At 71.4% G+C, this 24,336-nt stretch carries 23 protein-coding genes; 17 read left to right on the top strand and 6 right to left on the bottom strand.

Features of this window, described 5'->3' with window-relative positions; translation table 11 throughout:
- Positions 1 to 13: 13 nt before the first annotated feature.
- The 4 genes from SACTE_RS20575 (at position 14) to SACTE_RS20590 (ending at position 3,732) form a co-directional block, all read left to right on the top strand.
- Complete coding sequence (locus tag SACTE_RS20575; RefSeq protein WP_014047935.1) at positions 14 to 1,270, top strand: acylneuraminate cytidylyltransferase; 1,257 nt, start codon at positions 14 to 16, stop codon at positions 1,268 to 1,270.
- A gap of 12 nt (positions 1,271 to 1,282) precedes the next feature.
- On the top strand, positions 1,283 to 2,218 hold the full coding sequence (locus SACTE_RS20580; protein WP_014047936.1) for an N-acetylneuraminate synthase family protein: 936 nt from the start codon (positions 1,283 to 1,285) through the stop codon (positions 2,216 to 2,218).
- 11 nt (positions 2,219 to 2,229) lie between these two features.
- Positions 2,230 to 3,273: a hypothetical protein gene (locus SACTE_RS20585; RefSeq protein ID WP_014047937.1), complete on the top strand. Its 1,044-nt coding sequence runs from the start codon at positions 2,230 to 2,232 to the stop codon at positions 3,271 to 3,273.
- Positions 3,274 to 3,357: 84 nt separating this feature from the next.
- Positions 3,358 to 3,732, top strand: a complete 375-nt coding sequence (locus SACTE_RS20590) for a VOC family protein (RefSeq protein ID WP_026359194.1) — start codon at positions 3,358 to 3,360, stop codon at positions 3,730 to 3,732.
- A gap of 299 nt (positions 3,733 to 4,031) precedes the next feature.
- Here the strand turns inward: SACTE_RS20590 and SACTE_RS20595 are convergent, their stop codons facing one another.
- Positions 4,032 to 5,732: a serine/threonine-protein kinase gene (locus tag SACTE_RS20595; protein ID WP_014047939.1), complete on the bottom strand. Its 1,701-nt coding sequence runs from the start codon at positions 5,730 to 5,732 to the stop codon at positions 4,032 to 4,034.
- 139 nt (positions 5,733 to 5,871) lie between these two features.
- Here SACTE_RS20595 and SACTE_RS20600 point away from each other — a divergent pair, with 139 nt between their 5' ends.
- The gene (locus SACTE_RS20600; protein ID WP_014047940.1) at positions 5,872 to 6,783 is read left to right on the top strand and encodes a hypothetical protein; all 912 of its coding nucleotides are present in this window, start codon (positions 5,872 to 5,874) and stop codon (positions 6,781 to 6,783) included.
- Between the two features lie 206 nt (positions 6,784 to 6,989).
- Here SACTE_RS20600 and SACTE_RS20605 read toward each other — a convergent pair whose 3' ends face one another.
- Positions 6,990 to 7,790, bottom strand: a complete 801-nt coding sequence (locus SACTE_RS20605) for an SDR family NAD(P)-dependent oxidoreductase (protein WP_014047941.1) — start codon at positions 7,788 to 7,790, stop codon at positions 6,990 to 6,992.
- Between the two features lie 113 nt (positions 7,791 to 7,903).
- Here SACTE_RS20605 and SACTE_RS20610 point away from each other — a divergent pair, with 113 nt between their 5' ends.
- The 10 genes from SACTE_RS20610 (at position 7,904) to SACTE_RS20650 (ending at position 17,975) form a co-directional block, all read left to right on the top strand.
- Positions 7,904 to 8,506 (top strand): TetR family transcriptional regulator, encoded by a 603-nt coding sequence (locus SACTE_RS20610; protein ID WP_014047942.1) that lies wholly within the window; start codon positions 7,904 to 7,906, stop codon positions 8,504 to 8,506.
- A 246-nt stretch (positions 8,507 to 8,752) separates the two neighbouring features.
- Entirely contained in the window at positions 8,753 to 9,964 is a 1,212-nt protein-coding gene (locus SACTE_RS20615; RefSeq protein ID WP_019993569.1) for an amidohydrolase, read from the top strand.
- Between the two features lie 141 nt (positions 9,965 to 10,105).
- Positions 10,106 to 11,164, top strand: coding sequence for a BMP family ABC transporter substrate-binding protein (locus tag SACTE_RS20620; protein WP_014047944.1), 1,059 nt, complete (start codon positions 10,106 to 10,108; stop codon positions 11,162 to 11,164).
- 310 nt (positions 11,165 to 11,474) lie between these two features.
- Positions 11,475 to 13,061: an ABC transporter ATP-binding protein gene (locus tag SACTE_RS20625; RefSeq protein WP_050986415.1), complete on the top strand. Its 1,587-nt coding sequence runs from the start codon at positions 11,475 to 11,477 to the stop codon at positions 13,059 to 13,061.
- Positions 13,058 to 14,176 (top strand): ABC transporter permease, encoded by a 1,119-nt coding sequence (locus SACTE_RS20630; RefSeq protein ID WP_014047946.1) that lies wholly within the window; start codon positions 13,058 to 13,060, stop codon positions 14,174 to 14,176. The genes SACTE_RS20625 and SACTE_RS20630 overlap by 4 nt, the downstream gene beginning before the upstream one ends.
- The gene (locus SACTE_RS20635; RefSeq protein ID WP_014047947.1) at positions 14,173 to 15,438 is read left to right on the top strand and encodes an ABC transporter permease; all 1,266 of its coding nucleotides are present in this window, start codon (positions 14,173 to 14,175) and stop codon (positions 15,436 to 15,438) included. Before SACTE_RS20630 ends, SACTE_RS20635 begins: the two co-directional genes overlap by 4 nt.
- Positions 15,435 to 15,836: a cytidine deaminase gene (locus SACTE_RS20640; protein WP_014047948.1), complete on the top strand. Its 402-nt coding sequence runs from the start codon at positions 15,435 to 15,437 to the stop codon at positions 15,834 to 15,836. Before SACTE_RS20635 ends, SACTE_RS20640 begins: the two co-directional genes overlap by 4 nt.
- 146 nt (positions 15,837 to 15,982) lie before the next feature.
- A complete protein-coding gene (locus SACTE_RS20645) occupies positions 15,983 to 17,260 on the top strand; it encodes a thymidine phosphorylase (protein ID WP_014047949.1) in 1,278 nt (425 codons plus the stop codon).
- A 197-nt stretch (positions 17,261 to 17,457) separates the two neighbouring features.
- Positions 17,458 to 17,595, top strand: a complete 138-nt coding sequence (locus SACTE_RS34645; protein ID WP_014047950.1) for a hypothetical protein — start codon at positions 17,458 to 17,460, stop codon at positions 17,593 to 17,595.
- Between the two features lie 53 nt (positions 17,596 to 17,648).
- Positions 17,649 to 17,975: an STAS domain-containing protein gene (locus SACTE_RS20650; RefSeq protein WP_019993572.1), complete on the top strand. Its 327-nt coding sequence runs from the start codon at positions 17,649 to 17,651 to the stop codon at positions 17,973 to 17,975.
- Between the two features lie 52 nt (positions 17,976 to 18,027).
- Here SACTE_RS20650 and SACTE_RS20655 read toward each other — a convergent pair whose 3' ends face one another.
- The 3 genes from SACTE_RS20655 to SACTE_RS20665 all read right to left on the bottom strand — a co-directional run bounded on the left by SACTE_RS20655 (position 18,028) and on the right by SACTE_RS20665 (position 21,253).
- The gene (locus tag SACTE_RS20655) at positions 18,028 to 19,023 is read right to left on the bottom strand and encodes a sigma-70 family RNA polymerase sigma factor (protein WP_014047952.1); all 996 of its coding nucleotides are present in this window, start codon (positions 19,021 to 19,023) and stop codon (positions 18,028 to 18,030) included.
- 97 nt (positions 19,024 to 19,120) lie between these two features.
- A complete protein-coding gene (locus SACTE_RS20660) occupies positions 19,121 to 19,837 on the bottom strand; it encodes a L,D-transpeptidase family protein (protein WP_014047953.1) in 717 nt (238 codons plus the stop codon).
- Positions 19,838 to 19,924: 87 nt separating this feature from the next.
- Complete coding sequence (locus tag SACTE_RS20665; RefSeq protein WP_014047954.1) at positions 19,925 to 21,253, bottom strand: MFS transporter; 1,329 nt, start codon at positions 21,251 to 21,253, stop codon at positions 19,925 to 19,927.
- 62 nt (positions 21,254 to 21,315) lie between these two features.
- On the opposite strand from SACTE_RS20665, the gene SACTE_RS20670 reads away from it, so the two are divergent.
- Complete coding sequence (locus SACTE_RS20670; RefSeq protein ID WP_019993573.1) at positions 21,316 to 22,269, top strand: LysR family transcriptional regulator; 954 nt, start codon at positions 21,316 to 21,318, stop codon at positions 22,267 to 22,269.
- Between the two features lie 22 nt (positions 22,270 to 22,291).
- On the opposite strand, the gene SACTE_RS20675 is transcribed toward SACTE_RS20670, so the two are convergent.
- Positions 22,292 to 23,062: an alpha/beta fold hydrolase gene (locus SACTE_RS20675; RefSeq protein ID WP_078492648.1), complete on the bottom strand. Its 771-nt coding sequence runs from the start codon at positions 23,060 to 23,062 to the stop codon at positions 22,292 to 22,294.
- A 102-nt stretch (positions 23,063 to 23,164) separates the two neighbouring features.
- Between SACTE_RS20675 and SACTE_RS20680 the strand changes: the two genes are divergently transcribed.
- Positions 23,165 to 24,319, top strand: coding sequence for an adenosine deaminase (locus SACTE_RS20680; RefSeq protein ID WP_019993574.1), 1,155 nt, complete (start codon positions 23,165 to 23,167; stop codon positions 24,317 to 24,319).
- The last annotated feature ends 17 nt before the right edge of the window (positions 24,320 to 24,336 follow it).

Raw genomic sequence — 24,336 nt, forward strand, 5'->3', positions numbered from 1 at the left:
CTCAGGAGCAACCATGACCCCGCCACCGACCCCCACCGTGCTCGCCGTGATCCCCGCACGCGGCGGATCCAAGGGCGTACCCGCCAAGAACCTCGCCCAGGTCGGCGGCGTCCCCCTGGTGGCCCGCGCGGTCCGCGCCTGCCTCTCCTCCGCCGAGGTCACCGACGTCGTCGTCACCACCGACGACCCGGCGATCGCGGACGCGGCCCGCGCCGCGGCCGGTGCCCTGGGGGAGTCGGCACGGCTGCACTGCGTGGCCCGCCCCGCCGCCATCGCGGGTGACACCGCGACCAGTGAGGCGGCGGTCCTGCACGCCCTGGACGCCTACGAGGCGATGGCGCACGGCCGCACCGCCGGTGTGGTCCTCCTCGTCCAGTGCACCAGCCCCTTCGTCAGTCGCGAGGACGTCGACGGCGTCGCCCGGGCCGTCGCCCGCGAGGGCGCCGACAGCGCCGTCACCGTCGCCCCCTTCCACGGCTTCGTGTGGCGCGACGGCAGCGCGGTCGAGGACGACACCTACGGCGTCAACCACGACAAGGCCGTACGCCCCCGGCGCCAGGACCGCCCGCAGGACTTCCTGGAGACCGGCGCCGCGTACGCCATGGACGTCACCGGCTTCCGCACCCACCGCCACCGCTTCTTCGGCCACACCGCGCTCGTGGCGACCGACCCGGCACGGGCGCTGGAGATCGACGACCCGCACGACCTGGCCCGCGCCCGCGCCCTGGCCCCGCTCCTGGACCCCTCCCCGCTGCCGACCCGCGCGGACGTCGACGCCGTCGTGCTCGACTTCGACGGCACGCAGACCGACGACCGCGTCCTCATCGACTCCGACGGCCGCGAGACCGTCGCCGTGCACCGCGGGGACGGCCTCGGCATCGCCGCCCTGCGCAAGGCCGGCCTGCCGCTGCTGATCCTCTCCACCGAACAGAACCCGGTCGTCGCCGCCCGCGCCCACAAGCTCCGCGTCCCCGTTCTGCACGGCATCGACCGCAAGGACCTGGCGCTCAAGCAGTGGTGCGAGGAGCAGTCCGTCGACCCCGGCCGGGTGCTCTACGTCGGCAACGACGTCAACGACCTGCCCTGCTTCGGCCTGGCGGGCTGGCCCGTCGCCGTCGCCGGCGCCCACGACTCGGTACGTGCCGCGGCCCGCGCCGTCACCACCACACCCGGCGGCTCCGGCGCCATCCGCGAGATCGCGGCCTGGCTGCTGGGCCCCACCCTCACCGACTCCGAACCGACCCCTGCCACCACCACCCCCACCCAGTAAGGAAGCACCACCATGAGCAACACCTCCCGCCTGCGCACCTTCGGCACCCGCACCGCCGGTCCCGGCCACCCCGTCTACGTCACGGGTGAGATCGGCATCAACCACAACGGCGACCTCGACAACGCCCTCGCGCTGATCGACGTGGCCGCCGAAGCCGGCTGCGACGCCGTCAAGTTCCAGAAGCGCACCCCGGAGATCTGCACCCCGCGCGACCAGTGGGACATCGAGCGCGACACCCCCTGGGGCCGGATGACGTACATCGACTACCGCCACCGCGTGGAGTTCGGCGAGGCCGAGTACACCGCGATCTCCGAGCACTGCGCCGAGCGCGGCATCGACTGGTTCGCCTCCCCGTGGGACACCGAGGCCGTCGCCTTCCTGGAGAAGTTCGACGTCCCCGCCCACAAGGTCGCCTCCGCCTCGCTGACCGACGACGAGCTGCTGCGCGCGCTGCGCGCCACCGGCCGTACGGTCATCCTCTCCACCGGCATGTCGACGCCCCGTCAGATCCGGCACGCGGTCGAGGTGCTGGGCAGCGACAACATCCTGCTGTGCCACGCCACGTCGACGTACCCGGCCAAGGCCGAGGAGCTCAACCTGCGCGTCATCAACACCCTCCAGCAGGAGTACCCGAACGTCCCGATCGGCTACAGCGGCCACGAGACCGGCCTCCAGACCACGCTGGCCGCCGTCGCCCTCGGCGCCACCTTCGTGGAGCGCCACATCACCCTGGACCGCGCCATGTGGGGCTCCGACCAGGCCGCCTCCGTCGAGCCGCAGGGCCTGACGCGCCTCGTCCGCGACATCCGCACCATCGAGGCCTCCCTCGGTGACGGCGTCAAGAAGGTCTACGAGTCGGAGCTCGGCCCGATGAAGAAGCTCCGCCGGGTCGCGGGCGTCGTCGCCGAGACCGAGAACGCGCCGGCCGCCGAGCCGGTCGCGGTCTGACGGGCCGACCGGTGAACCTCGCCTTCGTCGAGAGCCCGGTCCAGCTCCTGAACGTCCTGGAGTGGACCCACAGCCGGGGAGAACACGACAGCACGGTCGTCGTCGTCCTCCCCCCGGTCGACCCGATGTCGCGCGGACAGCTGCGCAGGATGGCGGAGCTGGCCCGCGACGAGGGCACCGCGGTCCGCTGGCAGGAGGCGCGCGGGGAGACCGGCGCGCCTCTCAAGGCCCTGCGCGCGCTGACCGGACTGATCCGCAAGGCCGACCGCGTCGTCATCGGGGACCCCTTCTCCCGGTACGTGCAACTGCTGCTCTCCCTGGTCCGCACCCGCCGGGTCACGGTGGTGGACGACGGCACGGCCACCATGGAGTTCGTCGCCCAGCTGGTCCGGGGCGAACGCCTGGTGCGCTGGCACCGGCGCGGCGGCCGGGGCCCGCGCGAGCTGCTGCTCGCCCCGGTCACCACCGCGGCCCGCCGCAGCTTCGTGCCGTCGGCGACCCGTACGGTCGAGGTGTTCACGGCGATGCCGGTCGGGGCGCCCGAGGGCGTCGTGGTCACGGCCAACACCTTCGCCTGGACCCGTGCCCGCTTCGGCCCGCCCTCCCTCACCAAGGGCGCCGACCTGGTCGGCACGTCGCTGGTGGAGACGGGCGTGGTCGACCCGGTCCCGTACCAGGAGGCGGTGGCCACCCTGGCCCGCACGCACGGGGCGACCCGCTACTTCGCACACCGGCGCGAGTCCGCGGACAAGCTCCACGCGCTGGAGGCCGCCACCGGCCTGGAGATCGTGCGCCCCGACCTCCCGCTGGAACTCATCGCCCGCCGGGGGCCGATCGGCCACACGGTCCTGAGCTTCCCGTCCACCGTGGTCCATACCCTTCCGCTGGCCCTGGCGGGCACGGGCGTGAAGGTCGCGGTGTGCGACATAGCCCCGGAGTGGCTCCGCGACACGGCCTCCCCGCGCGCCCAGGGATTCCTGCGCGGCGTCACGGAGACCGCCCGGGACGTGCAGCGGCTGGCGCCCTGGCGGGTGACGGCCGTGACGGAGGGGTGAGGGCCTGGGGTCCCCGCCCGGGGACGCCTTGCCCCGGTACTCCGGCTGTAGACCGTGACCGGGCGTCGTGAGACGCTGCCCTTCGTGATCGCCGAACTGCAGTGTGTGGTGTTGGACTGTGCCGATGTCGCCGAGCTGTCCCGGTTCTACCAGGCGCTTCTCGGCGGCGTGGTGAACCAGCCGGATCCGCGGTGGTCGGTCGGTGACGGCTGGGCGACGCTCCACACCGACGGACTCGTGCTCGCCTTCCAGCGGGTGGAAGACCACCGGCCACCACGGTGGCCGGACCCCGCCCGGCCCCAGCAGTTCCATCTCGACCTGGGGGTCGACGACCTGGAACGAGCCCAGGAAGACGTTCTCGCCCAGGGCGCCACACTGCTCGACGAGGGCGACGGGAAACGGAGTTGGCGCGTCTTCGCCGACCCGGCAGGGCACCCGTTCTGTCTCGTCCGAGACTGACGGGGGCACCGAGGGGCAAGCGGACGCTCGCAGCGATGAGCCCGGTCGGGTCGGGTGGGCATCCACGACTCCTGCGCCCGCAGGGGGAGGAGGAGTACACCTGTCATCGGGTCCCCAGCTCGCGGTGACCGGTGTGAAGGCCGAGCGCGGCGGTCCGTACACCGTGCAACCGACCGGGCTGGAGGAGCCGCCCCCCGTCCCCTGAGCACCGGTGCGCCGCAAGACACGAAAGCGCATCGCGGATGGGCCGGCTCGACCAGGTGTCCACCGAGGCACACATCGCGGGCGAGCCGGGAGCCCTACCGGGCCGCATCCCGCCAGATGGTCAGGTCTCCTTGCAGGAAGGCGAGTTCCGGTATGGCGGTCGACTTCGTCTGGATCACGTACAGACCGATGTCGCCTTCGGTGTCCTGCATGCAGATCTCGGTGCCGGCCGCTGCCGCGGCCAGCGGCAGGCTGTTGTATCCAAGCTTCTTGGCGCTCTTGAGCATGAAGCGGCAATCGTCCAGGGTGGTGCCGTGTGCTCCGGCCATCTGGATGAACACGGTGTCTTCGCTGTCCAGTTCACAGCCGACCGACGCGCAACCGAAGCGGATGTCGCCCTTTCGGTTCGGAAGCACCGGGTCCAGTCTTTCGAGGCTCAGTGAACTCTTCGCGTCCAGCGACACCAGTGGGAACGGCTCAGGCTGAGGCTCCCCGGAGGAGTTCGCCGACGAGGTGTCGTCCCCGGACGTGTGATCGCCGGTGGCGTCGGCTGCCGACGTGTCCGACGAGTCCGAGGCATCCGACGAAGAGCCCGAGGGGAACCCAGGTCCGGACGCCGAGGGCGGTGCGGTGTGCCTCGATCCGGCCGTGACCCGGTCGTCGAGCCGGTTCTTCGCTTCCATGACGGACCAGGCGAGTGCCACCACGAGCAGCGCGCCCCCCGTCACACCGGCGGCCGCGATCAGGGCGGTGCGCCGCTTGCGGGCCCTGCGCTGCTCCGGCGTCGGCTGCGGCCATCCGAACGGCTGCCGAGGCCGGCCGGGCTGCGGCTGCGGCTGCGGATAGGCGGAGGTGGGCACCTGTGACTGCTGGTAGGCCAGTGTCGGCGCGGGTACCGGTACCGGCTCCGGCAGCTCGGCCTCCGGTCCGGTGATGTCCCTCCACACGGCGGGCCCCGCACCCGCCTCCGCCCCCAGCTGTCGGCGGCACCACTCCACGACCTCCACGGGTGTGATCCGCTCGGCGGGATCGGTGGCCAGGCACCGGGCGAACAGCGGACGCAGCGTCTCGGGCAGTAGCGACAGGTCGGGTTCGGAGTGGACGATCCGGTACAGCATGTTGACGGCCGAACCATCGCCGTAGAGCGGCTTGCCGAGCGCCGCGAACGCCGCCGTCTGGCCGAGCGCGAAGACGTCGGTCGCCGCCGTGATCTCGCTGCCGGACGCCTGCTCCGGGGACATGAAGGAAGGCGTGCCGATGGAACCCCCCGTGGCCGTGTACGAGGTCCCGTCGGCGGCGAGTGCGATACCGAAGTCGATCACCCGTGGGCCGTCGGCGGCTAGGAGCACGTTCGACGGCTTCAGGTCCCGGTGCACAATGCCCTCGGCGTGGATCGCCTGCAACGCCTCGGCCACCCCTGCCATCAGCCACAGCACCGCGGGCACGGGCAACGGCCCGCGCCGGGCCACCGCCTCCGTCAGTGAGGGCCCCGGCACGTACAGCGTGGCCAGCCACGGTGGTACGCCGTCCGCGTCGGCGTCGACCAACTCGGCGGTGTACGCGCCCCGCACCCGCCGGGCCGCCTTGATCTCCCGGCCGAATCTTCGCCGGAAGCCCGGATCGTCGGCGAGTTCGGGCCGCACGACTTTGACCGCCACGGGACGGCCGCCCGGCGTGTGCGACAGATAAACCCGGCCCATCCCCCCGGCGCCCAGTCGCGCCGCGAGCCGATAGCCCGCGACCACGGGCGGATCGTCGGCCTGGAGCGGCTGGAAGTCTTCCGTCGCATGGCTCATCAGCCCTGTACCCCCCACAGTGATGCGTTGGCCAATGGCAGCAGCCTAAGTGGAGCCTGAGCGCGGCTCGCCGCACGATGCTCGTGGCCGGCACATCACGAGCTCCGCCCCCCCCGTACCGCCTAGATACGCTGTGGCCATGACAGCGAGCCACGATGCCGACGCCCCGGAGGATCCGCTGCCGGTCAGGGGGGCCGACCTGTGTGGGGATCCGGCTCTTCACCGAGCCGTGCGGGATGTCGGTGAACGTGTCGGCGTCGACTTCACCGATGACCTCCAGGTCCGCGCGCTGCTCGGTCGCGGGCGCGCGGTGCTTTCGGGGGGTGCGCCGGGCGGGAGCTGCCTCGGCGTCCTGCTGTTGATCGTGGCCGCCGGTCTCGCGGTGGCCGACCAGATCTCCCCCGGGCTCACGGAGCACCGGAAGGCACTCCTCCTCGCCGCGGGCGCGGTCGCCGTCCTGGCGGGCGTCGTGATCGCCCGGGGAGTCGTCCTGGGGGCACGGGCCCGGCGCGACCCGGTCTTCGCGGCCTACCGGGAGGTCCTCGCCCTGGCGCGGGCGCACGGCCTGGCGCTGGTGTACGTACCGGACTGGCTGGTGGGCAGAACCGGCCCGGAAGGGCCTGAGCGGACGCCGCTGCCCGACCTCCCCGCCCGGGTCCGAGCGGAGAGCGCCTCCGCGCCCGCTGCCGGTACCGCTCAGGCCGTACCCCGCAAACCGGCCGAGGTCGTCGCCTGGGAGCGCGAGCAGGCGGACGGCACCGGGGGCGGGCACCTCGAAGGCGGCGCGCTGCTACTCGCGGCCGGGGCCGGGGGCGCCCTCTGGGCCCACGTCTCCGACCAGCCGCTCGGCTACGCCGCTCTCGTCCTGGCCGTCCCCGCCGCTGTCGCCGTATGGGTGGCCGGAGCCCGCCGCGGTGCGCGGTCGTCCCGCCTCCGGGCCGCGGCCCTGGCCTACCTCGCCGAGGTGCGGGCGGCCCAGGACGCCGGGGAGCCCGTGCGTGAACTGTCCCCGCCCTTGCGGGCTCTGATGTCCGAGCGGGACGCTTCCTGACCCTCTGGCGCGAGCGGAACGGCAGCCGGGCCGAGGCCCCGGGCCGGCCGGGAAGTTCCCCGGCCCCGGGTCCCGGGCCCGAAGCGGCCCCCGGGCGCCTGCCCTCTGCTGCCCTGGGCGCCTGCCGAAGTGCCGGGAGCGCCCCGGCGCCGCCCGACGGTCGAGTGCGCCGAATGCGGGATGCTCCGCCTGCTGTCAGGGCCTGACTACTCCGACGGAAGCATCGCCCGCCGGCCCGGAACGGCGGGCGACTGGCTCGTCATCCCCCCGTCCACCACCAGCAGCTGCCCCGTGAGGTAACGGGACTCGTCGGAGGCGAGGAAGACCATGGTGTGGCCGATGTCCTCCGGAGCGCCCAGGTAGGGCAGCGAGTTGTACCCCTTCAGAGCCTCGATCACCTCGGCCGGGAGGTTGTTCAGCAGGGCCGGGGTCATGATCGTCCCCGGGGCCACCGCGTTGCAGCGGATGCCCCGGGGGCCGTACTGGACGGCGATGGACTTGGTGATGTTGACGACCGCCGCCTTGACCGCCCCGTAGGAGATCTGGAGGACGTCTCCGACCAGGCCGGCCACCGACGCCGTGTTGATGATCGAGCCGCCGCCCGCCCGGATCATGTGCGGGACGGCGTGCCGGGAGCCCGTCAGGGTGGAGCGCACGTTCAGGTCCACGGCCCGGCCGAACTCGTCCATGTCCAGGCGCAGCAGGTCCAGGTCCTTGCGCGGGTTCGTGCCGCCGACGTGGTTGCAGAGGACGTCCAGCCGGCCGAAGGCCCGGACCGCCGCCTCGACCATGTCGCCCACGGACGTGTCGTCCATGACGTCGACCGTGTACGGGAGCGCCTGGCCGCCCGCCTCCTCGACGGCGCGGGCGGTGTCCTCGGCCGAGGACGCGTCGTGGTCCGCGACCACCACGCGGGCACCCTGCGCGCCCATGAGCTCCGCCGCGGACCGGCCGATGCCGCTGCCCGCGCCCGTGATGATCGCCACCTTGTCCTTCAAGCGGTTCATCAGCTCTTCCTCCGATCGCCCCGCGATGGCCGCGAGGATGGTCAACATTGATGACAAGCGTAAGTCATCTATGATGACTTAACGGATCGGACGACGGAGGAGCGCTGTTCGCCATGAGTACGCGACCCCGGGCCGCCAGGCCCCGGCAGCCGGCGGCGGTGACCCGGAGCACGATCTTCGACGCCGCCCGCGAGCTGTTCGGGGAGTCCGGCTTCGACGCCGTCGGCATCCGCGCCGTGGCCGCCCGCGCGGGCGTGGACGCCGCCCTGGTCATCCGTCATTTCGGATCCAAGGAGCAGCTGTTCCTGGAGACCATGACGGTCGACCTGCCGGCCGTCCGGGTCATGGAGGGTCCGCTGGACGGCATGGGCCGGGCGATCGTGGAGCACGTCGTCTGCCTGCCGTCGACGAGGACGGGAGCCCTGGCGGTGACGGCCCTGGCCGCGCTGTTCCGCGCCTCGGACCGCGACGAGGTGCGGCGCAACCTCCGGTCGACGATCGACGAGGTGTTCGCCCGGCCGCTCGTACGGCGGTTGACCGGCGGTGACGCCGAGGTGCGGGCCCATCTGGTGGCCGCCCAGCTCGGCGGGCTGCTCACCAGCATGCACGTGGTCCAGGACCCGGTGCTGCTCGCCGCCGACCCGCAGGCCGTCGTGGCCCGGTACGGGGACGCGATCCAGCAGCTGATCTCGGAGGGCGAGGGGGCCGCCGCCTGAAGCCCGTCGAGTGGCCCGCGGTCGGGCGGCCAGGCCCCGGTGCGCATGCTTCCCGCGTCGCCGACAGGCTCGGAACCGCGGTGACCCCCGGCGCCGAGCGGGCGGCGCGAAAACGCGTGAGTGTACCCACCCGGATCGGCCGTCACACGCCTGGACACCATCTTTTGTTCGCCTGTGCGGCTGAACTTTTGTTGATCTGTGGCCAGTTGGGGGGCCAAGGGGCCTACCCTTCACTGGGTGAACCAGTTGAAGTCCCGCGCACCCCACGCCGAGGCCGCCATGCCCGGCACACTCCCCGACGACCTGCGTGCCGAGCTCATCGCGTTCCGGCGCGACATGCACATGCACCCCGAGCTGGGTAACCAGGAGTTCCGTACCACCGCGGCCATCAAGTCGCGGCTGGAGAAGGCCGGTCTGGTGCCGAAGGTGCTGCCCGGGGGCACGGGGCTGATCTGTGACGTGGGGGAGTGGGACGGGGTGACGCCGATGCTGGCGTTGCGGGCGGACATCGACGCCCTGCCGATCCCGGACACCAAGGCCGGCGTCTCCTACCGGTCCACCGTGCCCGACCGTGCGCACGCCTGCGGGCACGACGTCCACACCACCTGCGTCCTGGGGGCCGGGCTGGTCCTCAGCGAGCTGGACCGGCAGGGGCTGCTGCCGTACCCGGTGCGGCTGCTCTTCCAGCCCGCCGAGGAGGTGCTGCCCGGCGGAGCCGCCGACGCGGTCGCGGCCGGGGTGCTGGACGGCGTCGGCCGGATCATCGGGGTGCACTGCGATCCCAAGGTGGACGTCGGGAAGATCGGGCTCAGGATCGGTCCGATCACCTCCGCCTGCGACCGGGTGGAGATCTCCCTGGACGGACCCGGCGGGCACACCGCCCGGCCCCACCTCACCACCGACCTGGTCACCGCCGCGGCCCGGGTGGCCACCGACGTGCCCGCGCTCCTCGCCCGCCGCGTCGACGCGCGGGCCGGACTCGCCGTCACCTGGGGGCGGCTGCAGACCGGGCACGCTCCCAACGTCATCCCGCAGCACGCCGAGCTCTCCGGCACGGTGCGCTGCCTGGATCTGGAGAGCTGGCGGCAGGCGCCCGACATGGTCCACGCGGCCATCGACGAGGTGGCCGGAATGTACCGGGCCAAGACGGAGATCAACTACGTCCGGGGCGTCCCGCCCGTGGTGAACGAGGCGGAGACGATCGGCCTCCTGGACGCCGCGATGACGATCCGGCGCGGATCGTATGCGATCGAGGACACCGAGCAGAGCCTCGGCGGCGAGGACTTCTCCTGGTACCTGGAGAAGGTCCCCGGGGCCATGGCCCGGCTCGGCGTCCGGACGCCGGGAGACACCCGCGGCCTGGACCTGCACCGGGGCAACTTCGACGTCGACGAGGAGGCCATCACGGTGGGTGTGGAACTGTTCACCGCCTCCGCGCTGCTCGACGGCAACCGATAGGAACCCGCCACGACACCTTCTGTTCGCGACGATCCGATAACGGCTTCCGTACAGGTGTTTATCTGACATCTACGCGCGTTACGATCGCGGCGAAACCAGCGCCGGAAGAGGCGCTTCGGTCAGGTTTGAAGGAGCCTTCCCTTGCGCCGGATCACCAGGATTGCCACCGTGGGCGTCATGTCCGCGGCACTCGCGCTCAGTGTCACCGCGTGTGGCGAATCGTCGTCCTCGTCCTCGTCGGACACCTCGTCCGACTCCAAGGGCGGCAAGACGGCCATCGCCTACGACATCGGCGGACGCGGGGACCAGTCGTTCAACGACGCCGCCTACGCGGGCCTGCACCGGGCCGAGAAGGACCTCGGCGTCAAAGGCACCGAGGCCGAGCCTTCGGAGGGCGAGTCGGACGCCGACAAGGTGCAGCGCCTCACCTCGCTGGCCCGCGCCGGCAACAACCCGGTGATCGGCGTCGGCTTCGCCTACGCACCCGCCATCGAGAAGGTCGCGGCGAAGTTCCCGAAGACCACCTTCGGCATCATCGACGACTCCTCGGTGACCGGCGACAACATCGCCAACATCGTCTTCAACGAGGAGCAGGGCTCCTACCTCGCCGGCGTCGCCGCCGCCAAGGTCACCAAGACCAAGAAGGTCGGCTTCATCGGCGGTGTCGAGACCCCGCTGATCAAGAAGTTCCAGGCCGGGTTCGAGCAGGGTGTCAAGGACACCGACGCCTCGGTCAACGTACTCCCGCAGTACCTGACCCAGCCGCCGGACTTCACCGGCTTCGCCAAGCCCGACCTCGGCAAGGCCGCCGCCCAGGGCCAGCTCGACAAGGGCGCCGACGTCGTCTACTCGGCCGCCGGTCTGGCCGGTACCGGTGCCATAGAGGCCGTCTCCAAGGCCGGCAAGTGGAACATCGGCGTCGACTCCGACCAGTACAAGCAGGAAGGCCTCAAGGCCTACAAGGAGTCGATCCTCACCTCGGTCACCAAGGACGTCGAGGACTCCGTCCTCAACCTGATCAAGTCCATCAAGGACGGCAAGCCGCAGTCCGGCGAGGTCCGTTACGGCCTCGACAAGGACGGCGTCGGCCTGTCCGTGTCCAACCCGGCCTTCACCAAGATGACCGAGGTCATCGCCGCCGTGGACAAGGCGAAGAAGGGCATCGTCGACGGCACGATCACCGTCAAGACCACCCCGTAACGACTCAGGTCCGATCGGCTGGTTTCCCGTGGGCCCGGAGTGCGCACCCGTCGCCGCTCCGGGCCCGTGGGGTGCTCGTCGAAGACGTACCGAAGCGGTACCGAGAGGTACCGGAACGTCACGGGCGGTCGAGCAGTACCAAGCAGTACCGAAGAAGTTGTGCCCCAAGCGGTGCCCTGCTCGTACCGGCCCGGACCGTGTCCGGACCGCGGTCGTGGCCCTGAGCTTCACGATTCGGCAGCGCTACGCGTGTAGACAGCCCTCGGGCGCGATAACTTCACCCCGCCCCTCTGCCCCTGTGCTCCCGCTCCTGTCCGGCCAAGGAGAGTGCGTCATCAACGCGTCCAGCAGTCCCCCCGCCGTAGAACTGCACGGCATCACCAAGCGTTTCCCCGGAGTCGTCGCCAATCACGACATCGGGATCACCGTCCGCAAGGGCACGGTCCACGCCCTGGTCGGCGAGAACGGTGCCGGCAAGTCCACCCTGATGAAGATCCTCTACGGCATGCAGAAGCCGGACGAGGGCACCATCGCGGTGGACGGCGAGCAGGTCTCGTTCGGCAACCCGGGAGACGCCATCGCGCGCGGCATCGGCATGGTGCACCAGCACTTCATGCTCGCCGACAACTTCACCGTCCTGGAGAACGTCGTCCTCGGCGGCGAGAAGCTGCACGGCATCGGCTCCGCGGCGCGCAAGAAGATCAAGGAGATCTCCGACGCTTACGGCCTCGGGGTGCGCCCCGACGCGCTCGTCGAGGACCTCGGGGTCGCCGACCGCCAGCGCGTGGAGATCCTCAAGGTCCTCTACCGCGGCGCCCGCATCCTGATCCTGGACGAGCCGACCGCCGTCCTGGTCCCCCAGGAGGTCGACGCGCTCTTCGCGAACCTCCGGGAGCTCAAGGCCGAGGGCCTCACCGTCATCTTCATCTCGCACAAGCTCGGCGAGGTGCTGTCCGTCGCCGACGAGATCACGGTGATCCGCCGCGGTACGACGGTGGGCACCGCCGACCCCGCGCACACCACCACCAAACAGCTCGCCGAGCTGATGGTCGGCAGCGAGCTGCCCTCGCCCGAGACCCGTGAGTCCACGGTGACGGACGTGCCGATGCTGCGCGTCGAGGGGCTCTCCCTCGGTGCCACCGACCCGGACGGTGTCGTGCGCGACGTGCTCTCCGATGTCGGCTTCACCATCCACAAGGGCGAGGTCCTCGGTATCGCGGGCGTCGAGGGCAACGGCCAGACCGAGCTGATCGAGACGCTCGTCGGGATGCGGGACCCGGACGACGGCGTCATCACGCTGGACGGCGACGACATCTCGCACGCCCCCACCCGCAAGCGGCGCGAGGACGGCATCGGGTACATCCCCGAGGACCGCCACCGCCACGGCGTCCTGCTGGACGCCCCGCTGTGGGAGAACCGCATCCTCGGCCACGTCACGGAGAAGCCCAACAGCCGCGGCTTCCTGCTGGACCCGAAGGCGGCCCGCGCCGACACCGAGCGGATCGTGCGCGAGTACGACGTGCGCACCCCCGGCATCGAGGTCACCGCGGCCTCGCTGTCCGGCGGCAACCAGCAGAAGCTGATCGTCGGCCGCGAGATGAGCCACAACCCCAAGCTCCTGATCGCCGCCCACCCCACCCGCGGTGTGGACGTCGGCGCGCAGGCCCAGATCTGGGACCAGATCCGCGAGGCCCGCCGCGAGGGCCTCGCCGTCCTGCTCATCTCCGCGGACCTGGACGAGCTCATCGGGCTCTCCGACACCCTGCGCGTCATGTACCGGGGCAAGCTCGTCGCCGACGCAGACCCCGCCACCATCACCCCCGAGGAACTGGGCTCGGCCATGACCGGCGCCGCCGCCGGTCACCTCGAAGCAGCACCGGAGGACGAGGCCCGATGAAGAAATTCGACAAGGACCGGCTGATCCTGGGCTTCGCCGGCCCGGTGCTCGCCCTGGTCGTCGCGTTCGTGCTCACGACCCTGGTACTGCTCGCCTCCGGGACCAACCCGGTCGAGCCGTACCGGCTGATGTTCGAGCAGGCGTCGTACTCCGACGTCCAGGTGCTGATCATCAACCAGGCCGGGACGTACTACCTCGCCGCCCTCGCGGTCGCGGTCGGCTTCCGGATGAACCTCTTCAACATCGGGGTCGACGGCCAGTACCGCCTCGCCGCGATGATGGCCGCCCTGGTCGGCGCCAGTGTGGATCTCCCCGGACCGCTGCAGATCCTGCTCATCGTCGTCGTCGCGATGCTGGTCGGAGCCTTCTGGGCCGGGATCGCGGGCTTCCTCAAGACCACCCGCGGGGTGAGCGAGGTCGTCGCGACGATCATGCTCAACTCCATCGCGACCGCGCTGATCGCCTGGCTGATCCTGCCGAAGAACTTCGGTGACCAGGCCGCCGGTTCCAACAACCTGACCACGGGCAAGATCCCCGAGTCGGGCTGGTTCCCGGGGCTGTCCATGGGCGTCGAGGCCGGCGAGATCTACGGCTTCACCTTCGTCGCCGCGGCCTGCGGCCTCGTCTACTGGTTCGTGCTGAACCGCACCCGGTTCGGCTTCGACCTGCGCGCCACGGGCGCCAGCGAGAGCGCCGCACAGGCGTCCGGTGTGTCGGCCAAGAAGATGGTCCTCACCTCGATGCTGATCTCCGGCGCGGTCGCCGGCCTGGCCGGCCTCCCGACGCTGCTGGGTGACACGCACACCTACAGCCTCGACTTCCCCACCGGCATCGGCTTCACCGGCATCACGATCGCCCTGCTGGGCCGGAACAACCCGCTCGGCATCGCCCTCAGCGCCCTGCTGATCGCCTTCCTCGACAAGGCCTCCTCCGCACTCGACCAGTTCGGGTACGAGAAGGAGATCGCCACGATCATGCAGGGCCTCATCGTGATCTCCGTGGTCGTCAGCTACGAACTGGTCCGGCGCTACGCGACCCGCCGCCAGCAGCAGAAGGTCGGCGAGGAACTCGCCGCCGGTCACGCCCTCACCACCGAGAAGGAGGCGGCCCTGTGAGCACCAGCAAAGTCTCCGCCGCTCGCGTCGCCCCGCCGAAGGGCGGTGGCCGCCGAAAGCTCTCCCTGCCCGTCGTCCTGCTGATCATCGCCGGCGCACTGGCCCTGGTGTCGCTGGTCCGGCTCATCAGCGGCGCCAACGACGTGACCTCGGTGGGCCAGGTGCACGGCGCCCTGGAGCTGGCCGTACCGATCGGCCTGGCCGGACTCGGCGGACTGTGGGCCGAGCGGGCCGGCGTCGTCAACATCGGGCTCGAGGGCATGATGGTCCTCGGTACCTGGTTCGGTGCCTGGGCCGGTTTCCAGTGGGGCCCGTGGGTGGGCGTGCTGTTCGGCATCCTCGGTGGCGCGCTCGGCGGTCTGCTGCACGCGGTCATCACCGTCACCTTCGGCGTGAACCACATCGTCTCCGGTGTGGCCATCAACATCCTCGCCGTCGGCGTCACCCGCTACCTCTCCAACTTCACCTTCGCCGACGCGGAGGGCGGCTCCTCCAAGCAGTCCCCGCGCATCGACCCGATCGACAAGATCACCATTCCAGGGTTGTCGGACTGGATGCAGGACCTGCAACAACGGCACTGGTTCTTCGTCTCCGACCTGGCCGGCATCATCGGCGGCGTCTTCACCGGGCTGTCCCTGCTGACCGTCGTCGCCCTGCTGCTCATCCCCGTGACCTGGTGGGTGCTGTGGCGTACCGCGTTCGGTCTGCGGCTGCGCTCCTGCGGCGAGAGCCCGGTGGCCGCCGAGACCCTCGGCGTGAACGTCTACAAGTACAAGTACATCGCCGTGACCGTCTCGGGCGGTCTGGCCGGACTCGGCGGTGCCTTCCTCGCGATCGTGGCGACCGGGATCTACCAGGAGGGCCAGACCGGCGGCCGCGGATACATCGGCCTCGCCGCGATGATCTTCGGCAACTGGATGCCCGGCGGCATGGCCCTGGGCGCGGGCCTCTTCGGCTTCACCGACAGCCTCAAGCTGCGCGGCGGTGCCGACAACGTCCACGCGATGCTGCTGCTCCTGGCGATCCTGCTGGTGATCGTCGTCTTCTGGCAGCTGTACCGGAAGAAGTACGTCGCCGCGGTGATCTCGGCGGCCGTCTCGGCGCTGCTGTTCACCTGGTACGCGCTCACCGACCAGGTCCCGAGCCAGTTCGTGGACGCGGCCCCGTACGTCACGACGCTGCTGGTCCTGGCCCTGTCGGCGCAACGGCTCCGGATGCCCAAGGCGGACGGTGTGCCGTACCGCAAGGGCGAGGGCAAGTGACCGGGGCCGAGGCGCCGGTCGACTGGGAGGCCCTGCGGACGGCCGCCCGGGACGCCATGTCCCGGGCGTACGCCCCGTACTCCGGCTACAAGGTCGGTGTCGCCGCCCTGGCCGACGACGGCCGCACCCTCGTCGGCTGCAACGTGGAGAACGCCAGTTACGGCGTGGGCCTGTGCGCCGAGTGCGGACTGGTCTCCCAGCTGGCCGCCACGGGCGGCGGCCGGCTGACCCACTTCGTCTGCGTGGACGGCGAGGGAGCGCCCCTCGTGCCGTGCGGCCGCTGCCGCCAGCTGCTGTACGAGTTCGGCGGGCCGGAGCTCGTCCTGGAGACCCCGGACGGTTTCCGCACGCTCGACGAGATGCTGCCGCAGGCCTTCGGGCCGCAGCACCTGCGCTGACCCCCCGCCCGGGGCCGTCGGATCATCCGGCGGCCCCGGGCGACCGGGCCGGCCCGGTCGGGCCACCCGGTGATCCCCCTATCTCTATGCGCGTAGAGTCAGAGACGACTCTCGCGTACGCACCCGGCCGGAAGGACTCCCAGGACATGGACGCCATCTCCGTCATCCGCACCAAGCGGGACCGAGGCGAACTCAGCCCCGAGCAGATCGACTGGGTGATCGACGCCTACACCCGCGGCGAGGTCGCCGACGAGCAGATGTCCGCGCTGGCCATGGCGATCCTGCTGAACGGCATGAACCGCACCGAGATCGCCCGCTGGACCGCCGCGATGATCGCCTCCGGCGAGCGGATGAGCTTCGGCGCGCTGTCCCGTCCCACGACCGACAAGCACTCCACCGGCGGCGTCGGCGACAAGATCACGCTGCCGCTCGCCCCGCTGGTCGCCGCCTGCGGTGCCGCCGTCCCGCAGCTCAGCGGCCGGGGCCTCGGCCACACCGGCGGCACCCTGGACAAGCTGGAGTCGATCCCCGGCTGGCGCGCGCTCCTGTCCAACGCCGAGATGCTGGACGTCCTGGACACCACCGGCGCCGTCATCTGCGCGGCCGGCGACGGGCTCGCCCCCGCCGACAAGAAGCTCTACGCGCTCCGCGACGTCACCGGGACCGTCGAGGCGATCCCGCTCATCGCCAGCTCGATCATGTCCAAGAAGATCGCCGAGGGCACCGGGGCGCTCGTCCTGGACGTCAAGGTCGGCTCCGGCGCCTTCATGAAGACCATCGAGGACGCCCGCGAACTGGCCTCCACCATGGTCGCGCTCGGCACCGACAGCGGTGTCCGGACGGTCGCGCTGCTCACCGACATGTCGACCCCGCTCGGCCTGACCGCGGGCAACGCCCTGGAGGTACGCGAGTCCGTCGAGGTCCTCGCCGGCGGCGGCCCGCAGGACGTGATCGACCTGACCCTGGCGCTCGCCCGCGAGATGCTGGACGCCGCCGGGCTCAAGGACGCCGACCCGGAGAAGGCCCTCGCCGACGGCTCCGCCATGGACGTGTGGCGCCGCATGATCTCCGCCCAGGGCGGCGACCCGGACGCCGCGCTCCCCGTGGCCCGCGAGCAGCACGTGATCACCGCCCCCTCCTCCGGGGTGCTGACCCGCCTGGACGCCTACGACATCGGCGTCGCCGCCTGGCGCCTCGGCGCCGGCCGGGCCCGCAAGGAGGACCCGGTGCAGGCGGGCGCGGGCGTCGAGCTGCACGCGAAGCCGGGCGACACCGTGACCGAGGGCCAGCCGCTGCTGACCCTGCACACGGACACCCCCGAGAAGTTCGCGTACGCCCTGGAGACCCTGCCCGGCTCGTACGACATCGCCCCCGCCGGCACGCCCTTCACCGCCACGCCAGTGGTGCGGGAACGTATCGCCTGACTTGCGGTTTCTTCTCTCGGGTGAACGGGACCGGTGGACCTGCACCGGTCCCGTTCGGCATGCTGTTATCGGTGACGCAGCGACAAGAGGAGACGGCCACGAGCGCACTCACCGTCGATCCCGTGTCGGGCTGCGGCCAGGACTGGGACGCCCTCGTCCGGATCTGAGAGGAGACGGACGCGCCCGAGGGCTGCAAGGTGGAGATCATCGAGGCGATCGTCACCGCGAACGACGGCACCTACCGGGTCCTGGAAGCGGTCGAGTACGGCGGGACGCTGACGCCGCCGAAGCCGTTCGGCCTGGATCCGGACACGGGGGTTCTCCCGGCCGGGTGAGCCAGGCCGCCCCGGCCCGATGAGTTTCCGGGGCGGTGGCGGTCTTTTTCCATGTGGATGCCGACACCCCCCTCGCCTTCGTCGTCACCGGCCGGGTCACCCGGGCCGACGTGCCGGGGCTCTGCGCCGAGCTGGAGGCGCTGCTGAGCGCCCCCGGTACGGCCGCGGTGGACTGTGACGTCGGGGCCGTGGTGTGCGCGGACCTGGTCTTGGTCGAGGCACTGGCCCGGCTGGGGCTCGTCGCGCGCCGGGCCGGGCGCCGGCTGCGGGTGCGCAACGTGTCCGACGAACTCCACACCCTGCTCGGCCTGGTGGGGCTGTCACGCGTGGTGGGAGCGGAGACGGCGGCGGTCGAGGAGTGGCCCGGTGCCGGTCCGTAGCCCCGGCACCGGTCTCCGGGCCTTGCGTGTACGGGACAGCCCTTGGGTGGCCTCAAGCCGCGTCCCCGTCCAGATGGTCCGGGAGGCCGAACAGCGGGAACCAGCGCGGGGTGTCCAGGAAGCAGTGCATGCCGGTGATGACCCCGCCCGACACATCGATGACCTGCACCGCCCACGGCACGAAACCCGGGCCGTCCGGATTCGGCTTGTAGTGCGCGAAGGCCGGGGTGCCGTTGGCCTCGGTCGCCACCAGCTTCGAACCCGCACAACTCGCGCCGATGCTGAGCATGAACCCCGTGATGTCGTCGTGCCCCCGGAGCCAGAGGTCGAACGGCGGCATGGTCATCACGGCGTCCTCGTGGAGAAGCGCGGTCAGCGCCGCCATGTCGTACCCCTCGAAGGCCGCCACATAGCGGTCCAGGAGCTTGCGCTGCTCCTCGTCCAGCGGGTTCGCCGTGTCCGGCGCCGAGCGGTCCGTGTCCGCGAGGGTCGCCCTGGCCCTCTGCAGGGCGCTGTTGACCGAGGCGACCGAGGTGTCGAGCAGCTCGGCGACCTCGCTCGCCCTCCACGCCAGCACCTCCCGCAGGATCAGCACCGCGCGCTGCTTGGGCGGCAGGTGCTGGAGCGCCGCGACGAACGCCAGGCGCACCGACTCCCGGGCGACGGCGGCCTCCGCCGGATCGTCGAGGGACGGCAGGATGCGGCCGTCCGGCATCGGCTCCAGCCAGGTGTTCTCCGGGAGCGGGTTGAGCGCCGCCTGGGCCAGCGGGGTCGGGCCGGTGAGATCCACCGGCCTGGCCCGCTTGTTGCCCGCTTTGAGCATGTCCAGGCAGACGTTGGTCGCGATCCGGTAGAGCCAGGAGCGCAGCGAGGAACGGCCCTCGAACTTGTCGAAGTTGCGCCAGGCGCGCACCAGCGTGTCCTGGACCGCGTCCTCCGCCTCGAAGGCCGAGCCGAGCATCCGGTAGCAGTAACCCGTCAGCTCGACCCGGTGTCCCTCCAGACGACTGTCGATGCCGGCCGAGGCCGTTGCCGTCCGATCACTCATCGCTCACCCCTGCTTGCGCTGTGACGCCGCTCACCCGGCACTGGGGAAGCTACCCCAGACCACTGACAACCGGGGTGGGAAGCGAGCAAACCGCAGGTCAGGTACCGGGCTTGCGTCCGTAGACGAAGACGTCGTCGCCGTTCTTCAGCAGATTCCAGTATGACTTCGCGTCCGCCGGACGCATGTTCACGCATCCCGCCGAACCGGGGTTGTCGTACATGGACTTGGTGACAGAGTGGAACGCCTGGCCGCCGTCGAAGAACTGGGCGTACGGCATGCGGACGTCGTAGAGCGTCGACCAGTGGTCGATGTTGCGCCAGTAGATCTTCTTGGCCCCGGTCCGGGTCTCGGCGCCGTCGCGGCCGGTGCGCACCGGCACGGGCCCGAACCTCAGCTTCGCGCCGTCCTGGATCCAGCTCAGCTGCCGGGTGAGGTCCACGCACGCGATGCGCCCCTTGTTCGTGGGGCACTTCTTCGCCTTGTTCGGGTTCTTCCCGGCCGCCTTCTGGGCGGTGATCGTCTTCATGGTGCGCCAGGTGACCGGGCCGGCGTACCCGGCGGCCGGGGTGATCCCTTTGGACGCCTGGAAGGTCCGGATCGCCTTGCAGTCGGCGGTGGACTGCCTACCGTCCACCGGCCGCTTCAGGTACTTCTCGACCTGCTTCTGGTACGGCCCCTTCGACGCCGTGCAGGACGCCGCCTGCGCGGACGTCCCGGTGCCCAGGACCAGGGCCGGTGCGGCCAGCAGGCCGGCGACGGACAGCACGGCCCCGCGCGGTGCCCGTACGCCGTGTGTCTTCCCCGAGATGCGCATACGCGTGGCTCCCCTTCGCGCTCGCTGCGGTGGTGACTCCGCTTGTTGGACGCGCGCGGGGGAGCGGCGGTTGTGCGGGGAAGGCCCTCAGTTGTGCGCGGCGGCCGACAGCGGGGCGCTCCGGCGCTCGGTGCGGGCGGCCCGGGTGCCGAAGAGGGTGATCGTCACGACGCCGAGCACCGCGAGGAGGCCCAGGACGACCGTGCCGCCCCAGCCCCCGGCGTGGAAGGCGACGGCACCGAGCGTGCCGCCCGCGCTGGAACCCAGGTAGTACGCCGACTGGTAGAGCGCCGACGCCTGGGCACGGCCCGTCGTCGCCGTACGGCTCACCGAGGACGAGGCGACCGCGTGCCCGGCGAAGAAACCGGCCGTGATCAGCACCAGGCCGAGCAGGACCGCCACCAGTCGGTCGGCCAGCGAGAGCAGCAGACCGGCGGCCGTCGTGGAGACGGCGAGGTACAGCGCGCCCCGGCGGCCCAGCCGCGCGACGAGCCGGCCGGCCGCGGCGGAGGAGACCGTACCCACCAGGTAGACCAGGAAGATCGAACCGACGATGCCCTGCGGCAGGTCGAACGGCGCCTCGACCAGCCGGTAGCCGATCACGGTGTAGACGGCGCCGAACACCGTCATGAACAGGGCGCCGATCGCGTAGAGCCGGCGCAGCAGCGGGTCGGCGAGATGCGTGCCGACGGTCTTCGCCAGGGCCTTCGGGTTGAGTGAACCGGGCGTGAAGTGCCGTGCCCTCGGGATCATCAGGTGGAAGACGACCGCGCAGCCGACGGCCAGCAGCCCGACCGCGCCGAGCGCCATGCGCCAGCCCCACAGCTGGGCGACCCAGCCGGTGAGGATGCGGCCGCTCATGCCGCCGATGCTGTTGCCCGCCACGAAGAGACCGATCGCGGCCACCAGGGCCTTGGGCCGCACCTCCTCGGCGAGATACGCCATCGCCGAGGCCGGCAGTCCGGCCAGGGCCGCGCCCTGGACGGCGCGCAGCGCGATCAGCCAGCCGAGGGACGGGGCGAACGGCACGAGGAGCCCGACCAGTACGGCGACCGTCAGGGACGCCGTCATCATCTGCCGTCGCCCGAAGCGCTCGGAGAGCGCGCTCAGCGGCAGGACACACAGGGCCAGTGCCCCGGTCGCCGCGGAGACCGTCCAGCTCGCCTGTCCGGCCGTCGCGCCGAAGGAGGCGGAGACGGCGGGCAGCAGGGCCTGGGTGGAGTAGAGGAGGGCGAAGGTCGCGACACCGGACGCGAAGAGCGCGAAGCTCATCCGGCGGTAGCCGGGGCGGCCCGGCTCGAGGCGGTCGGCGGTGGCCGGTGCGGGGGTCGCGGGCGCGCCCGGGGTGACGGCGGCGGATGACGAAGCAGAGGCGCCCAGCGTGATGGTGGACGCCCCGGTACTGGCAGGAGGCATACAGTGAACGTAGGCCGGGAGTTTTGATGCGTCCAATGCATGAAGTCGCCATAATCGTTCCCATGGCGCATCAATCCAGCTCACAGGCCCGGCTGTCACCGAGTAGTTACGAAGAAGACATCCGTGCCGTCCTCGCTCCCCGCCTCGCGTACTTCGAGGCGGTGGCCCGGCACGAGCACGTCACCCGTGCCGCCCACGAGCTCGGCGTCCCGCAGTCGACGCTGTCGCGCGCCATGGTCAGGCTCGAACAGGACCTGGGCGTCGCCCTGTTCGCCCGCCGGGGCCGCACGGTCTCGCTCACCCCCGCCGGACGCACCTTCCTCGGCTCGGTCGAACGCGCCCTGGCCGAGGTGGAGAAGGCCGCCGACTCGGTCCGGGCCGACGCCGACCCCACGGCGGGCAAGGTCGCCTTCGGCTTCCTGCACACGATGGGCTCCGAGACCGTGCCCTCCCTCATCCGCGCCTTCCGGGCCGACCACCCCCGGGTCCGCTTCCAGCTCGTCCAGAACTACGGCGAGGCGATGATCGAGCGGCTGCGGGCCGGCGGCCTCGACCTCTGCCTCACCTCGCCCGTGCCCGACGCGCCGGACCTGGTGGCCCGCCGGCTCGACGAGCAGCGGCTGCGCCTCGTGGTGCCCGACGACCACCGGCTGGCCGGCCGCCGGCGCGTGCGCCTCGCGGAGGCCGCCGAGGAGGCGTTCGTCACCCTGGAGCCGGGGTACGGCCTGCGGCGGATCACCGACGACCTCTGCACGGAGGCCGGGTTCACCCCGCGCGTCGCCTTCGAGGGCGAGGAGGCCGAGACCCTGCGCGGCCTGGTCGCCGCCGGGCTCGGGGTGGCGCTGCTGCCGCCGCCCGCGGTGGCGAGGCCGGGTGTGGTCGAGCTGACCGTCACCGCACCGCGCGCCGTCCGCGAGATCGGGGTCGCCTGGCTGGACGGCCACCCCGACACCCCGCCGGTGGCGGCCTTCAAGCGCTTCCTGCTGTCGCGGCGGGGGCACCTGCTGCCGGACTGAGCGGCGTACCTCCGGGGGCCCGTCAGTGCCGCAGCGACTGCCCGAAACCGGCCGCCAGCGGCATCCGCAGCCCGAGCGGCGGTGGTGCGGCGAACGCGTCCACGACCGGGCGGGCGTACGAGCGGGCGAAGAGCGAGCCCCGCACGAAGTCCACCGCCAGCGCGACCACTTCGGAGCGGTGCTGGCGCAGCGCGTGCCCGTCGGAGTGCACCTCGAACCGGCAGGTGTCGCGGTTGGTCTTCTTGGCGCGTTCGGCCAGCCGGTAGGAGAGCTCCGGATTCGTGCGCGCGTCGTTCGTGCCGTGCACGATCAGCACCCGGCGCCCCGCCAGATGCTTGACCGGCTCCGGTTCGGGGCGGGGCTCCGGCGCGGTGGCCTCGGGCAGCCAGGGCGCCATCGCCAGCACCGATGTGACGGCCGTGTGCCCGGCCGCCCGCAGGGCCGCCCGGCCGCCCATCCCGTGGCCCACGAGGCAGACCGGCACGTCGCCGTACCGCCGCTGGACCTCGTCGGCGGCCCAGTCGGCGTCGGCCACCGGGTCGGCCCCGGGGTTCCAGCCGCGGCAGCGGTAGCGGACCACGTGCACGGCGAGCCCGTCCTCCACGCCGGCCCGGGCCAGGGTCCGGGCGAACGGCAGCTGGGCGGCGTACGACAAGGGGGAGGGACGGCGACGCGAGTCGGTCTCGCCGTCCGGGAGCAGCAGGACCACGCCGCTGACCTCGGATAGTGTCCCGGCCGTGTGGACGGCCCGTCCCAGCCTCGCGCAGGGCTGGGGAAGTGCGCGCTGTGCCATGACAGAACAGTGTCAGAAGGCCAGGTGTATTCCATCCGACTTCGCAGTCACTGTTACGCATCGGGGGCAGCGATCTACGCGCGTAGGCGCTACAGTGCCCAGATGATGAGCCAGACCCCGAACGTCCCCGGTCCCGACCAGATCCGCCGCGCCCCCAAGGTGTTGCTGCACGACCACCTCGACGGGGGCCTGCGCCCCGGAACCATCGTCGAGCTGGCCGCGGCCCAGGGGTACGAGGCCCTGCCCGAGACGGAGGCGGACAAGCTCGGCGTCTGGTTCCGTGAGGCGGCGGACTCCGGTTCGCTGGAGCGGTACCTGGAGACCTTCGCCCACACCTGCGCCGTCATGCAGACCCGCGACGCGCTGTTCCGGGTGGCGGCCGAGTGCGCCGAGGACCTCGCCGAGGACGGTGTCGTCTACGCCGAGGTGCGGTACGCCCCCGAGCAGCACCTCACCGACGGGCTGACCCTCGAAGAGGTCGTCGAGGCGGTCAACGACGGTTTCCGTGAGGGCGAGCGCCGGGCCCGCGCCAACGGGCACCGGATCAGGGTCGGCGCCCTCCTCACGGCGATGCGGCACGCCGCCCGCGCCCTGGAGATCGCCGAACTCGCCAACCGCTACCGCGATCTGGGTGTCGTCGGCTTCGACATCGCCGGTGCCGAGGCGGGCTACCCTCCCACCCGCCACCTCGACGCGTTCGAGTACCTCAAGCGGGAGAACAACCACTTCACCATCCACGCGGGCGAGGCCTTCGGCCTGCCGTCCATCTGGCAGGCCCTCCAGTGGTGCGGCGCCGACCGGCTCGGCCACGGCGTCCGCATCATCGACGACATCGAGGTCGCCGACGACGGCGGCGTGAAGCTCGGCCGCCTCGCCTCCTACGTCCGGGACAAGCGCATCCCGCTGGAGCTCTGCCCGTCCTCCAACCTCCAGACGGGCGCCGCCGCCTCGTACGCGGAGCACCCCATCGGGCTGCTGCGGAAGCTGCATTTCCGCGCCACCGTGAACACGGACAACCGGCTGATGAGCGGCACCAGCATGAGCCGCGAATTCGAGAAGCTGACCGAGACATTCGGATACACGCTCGACGACATGCAGTGGTTCACAGTCAATGCGATGAAATCAGCGTTCATTCCTTTCGATGAACGTCTGGCCATGATCAACGACGTCGTGAAGCCCGGTTACGCCGAGCTGAAGTCGGAGTGGCTCTTCCGTCAGACGTCCACCACCAGCGGTTCTTCGGGTTCCTCCGCCTGAGCGAGTGCGCGGGGAAG

This window comes from Streptomyces sp. SirexAA-E, assembly GCF_000177195.2.
Lineage (GTDB): Bacteria > Actinomycetota > Actinomycetes > Streptomycetales > Streptomycetaceae > Streptomyces > Streptomyces flavovirens.

Excerpts from the sequence above, each read along its gene's own strand:
- SACTE_RS20575 (WP_014047935.1), top strand. The coding sequence starts at position 14 with ATGACCCCGCCACCGACCCCCACCGTGCTCGCCGTGATCCCCGCACGC.
- SACTE_RS20580 (WP_014047936.1), top strand. The coding sequence starts at position 1,283 with ATGAGCAACACCTCCCGCCTGCGCACCTTCGGCACCCGCACCGCCGGT.
- SACTE_RS20595 (WP_014047939.1), bottom strand. The coding sequence starts at position 5,732 with ATGAGCCATGCGACGGAAGACTTCCAGCCGCTCCAGGCCGACGATCCG.
- SACTE_RS20600 (WP_014047940.1), top strand. The coding sequence starts at position 5,872 with ATGACAGCGAGCCACGATGCCGACGCCCCGGAGGATCCGCTGCCGGTC.
- SACTE_RS20605 (WP_014047941.1), bottom strand. The coding sequence starts at position 7,790 with ATGAACCGCTTGAAGGACAAGGTGGCGATCATCACGGGCGCGGGCAGC.
- SACTE_RS20610 (WP_014047942.1), top strand. The coding sequence starts at position 7,904 with ATGAGTACGCGACCCCGGGCCGCCAGGCCCCGGCAGCCGGCGGCGGTG.
- SACTE_RS20630 (WP_014047946.1), top strand. The coding sequence starts at position 13,058 with ATGAAGAAATTCGACAAGGACCGGCTGATCCTGGGCTTCGCCGGCCCG.
- SACTE_RS20645 (WP_014047949.1), top strand. The coding sequence starts at position 15,983 with ATGGACGCCATCTCCGTCATCCGCACCAAGCGGGACCGAGGCGAACTC.
- SACTE_RS20655 (WP_014047952.1), bottom strand. The coding sequence starts at position 19,023 with ATGAGTGATCGGACGGCAACGGCCTCGGCCGGCATCGACAGTCGTCTG.
- SACTE_RS20660 (WP_014047953.1), bottom strand. The coding sequence starts at position 19,837 with ATGCGCATCTCGGGGAAGACACACGGCGTACGGGCACCGCGCGGGGCC.
- SACTE_RS20665 (WP_014047954.1), bottom strand. The coding sequence starts at position 21,253 with ATGCCTCCTGCCAGTACCGGGGCGTCCACCATCACGCTGGGCGCCTCT.
- SACTE_RS20670 (WP_019993573.1), top strand. The coding sequence starts at position 21,316 with ATGGCGCATCAATCCAGCTCACAGGCCCGGCTGTCACCGAGTAGTTAC.
- SACTE_RS20675 (WP_078492648.1), bottom strand. The coding sequence starts at position 23,062 with ATGGCACAGCGCGCACTTCCCCAGCCCTGCGCGAGGCTGGGACGGGCC.
- SACTE_RS20680 (WP_019993574.1), top strand. The coding sequence starts at position 23,165 with ATGATGAGCCAGACCCCGAACGTCCCCGGTCCCGACCAGATCCGCCGC.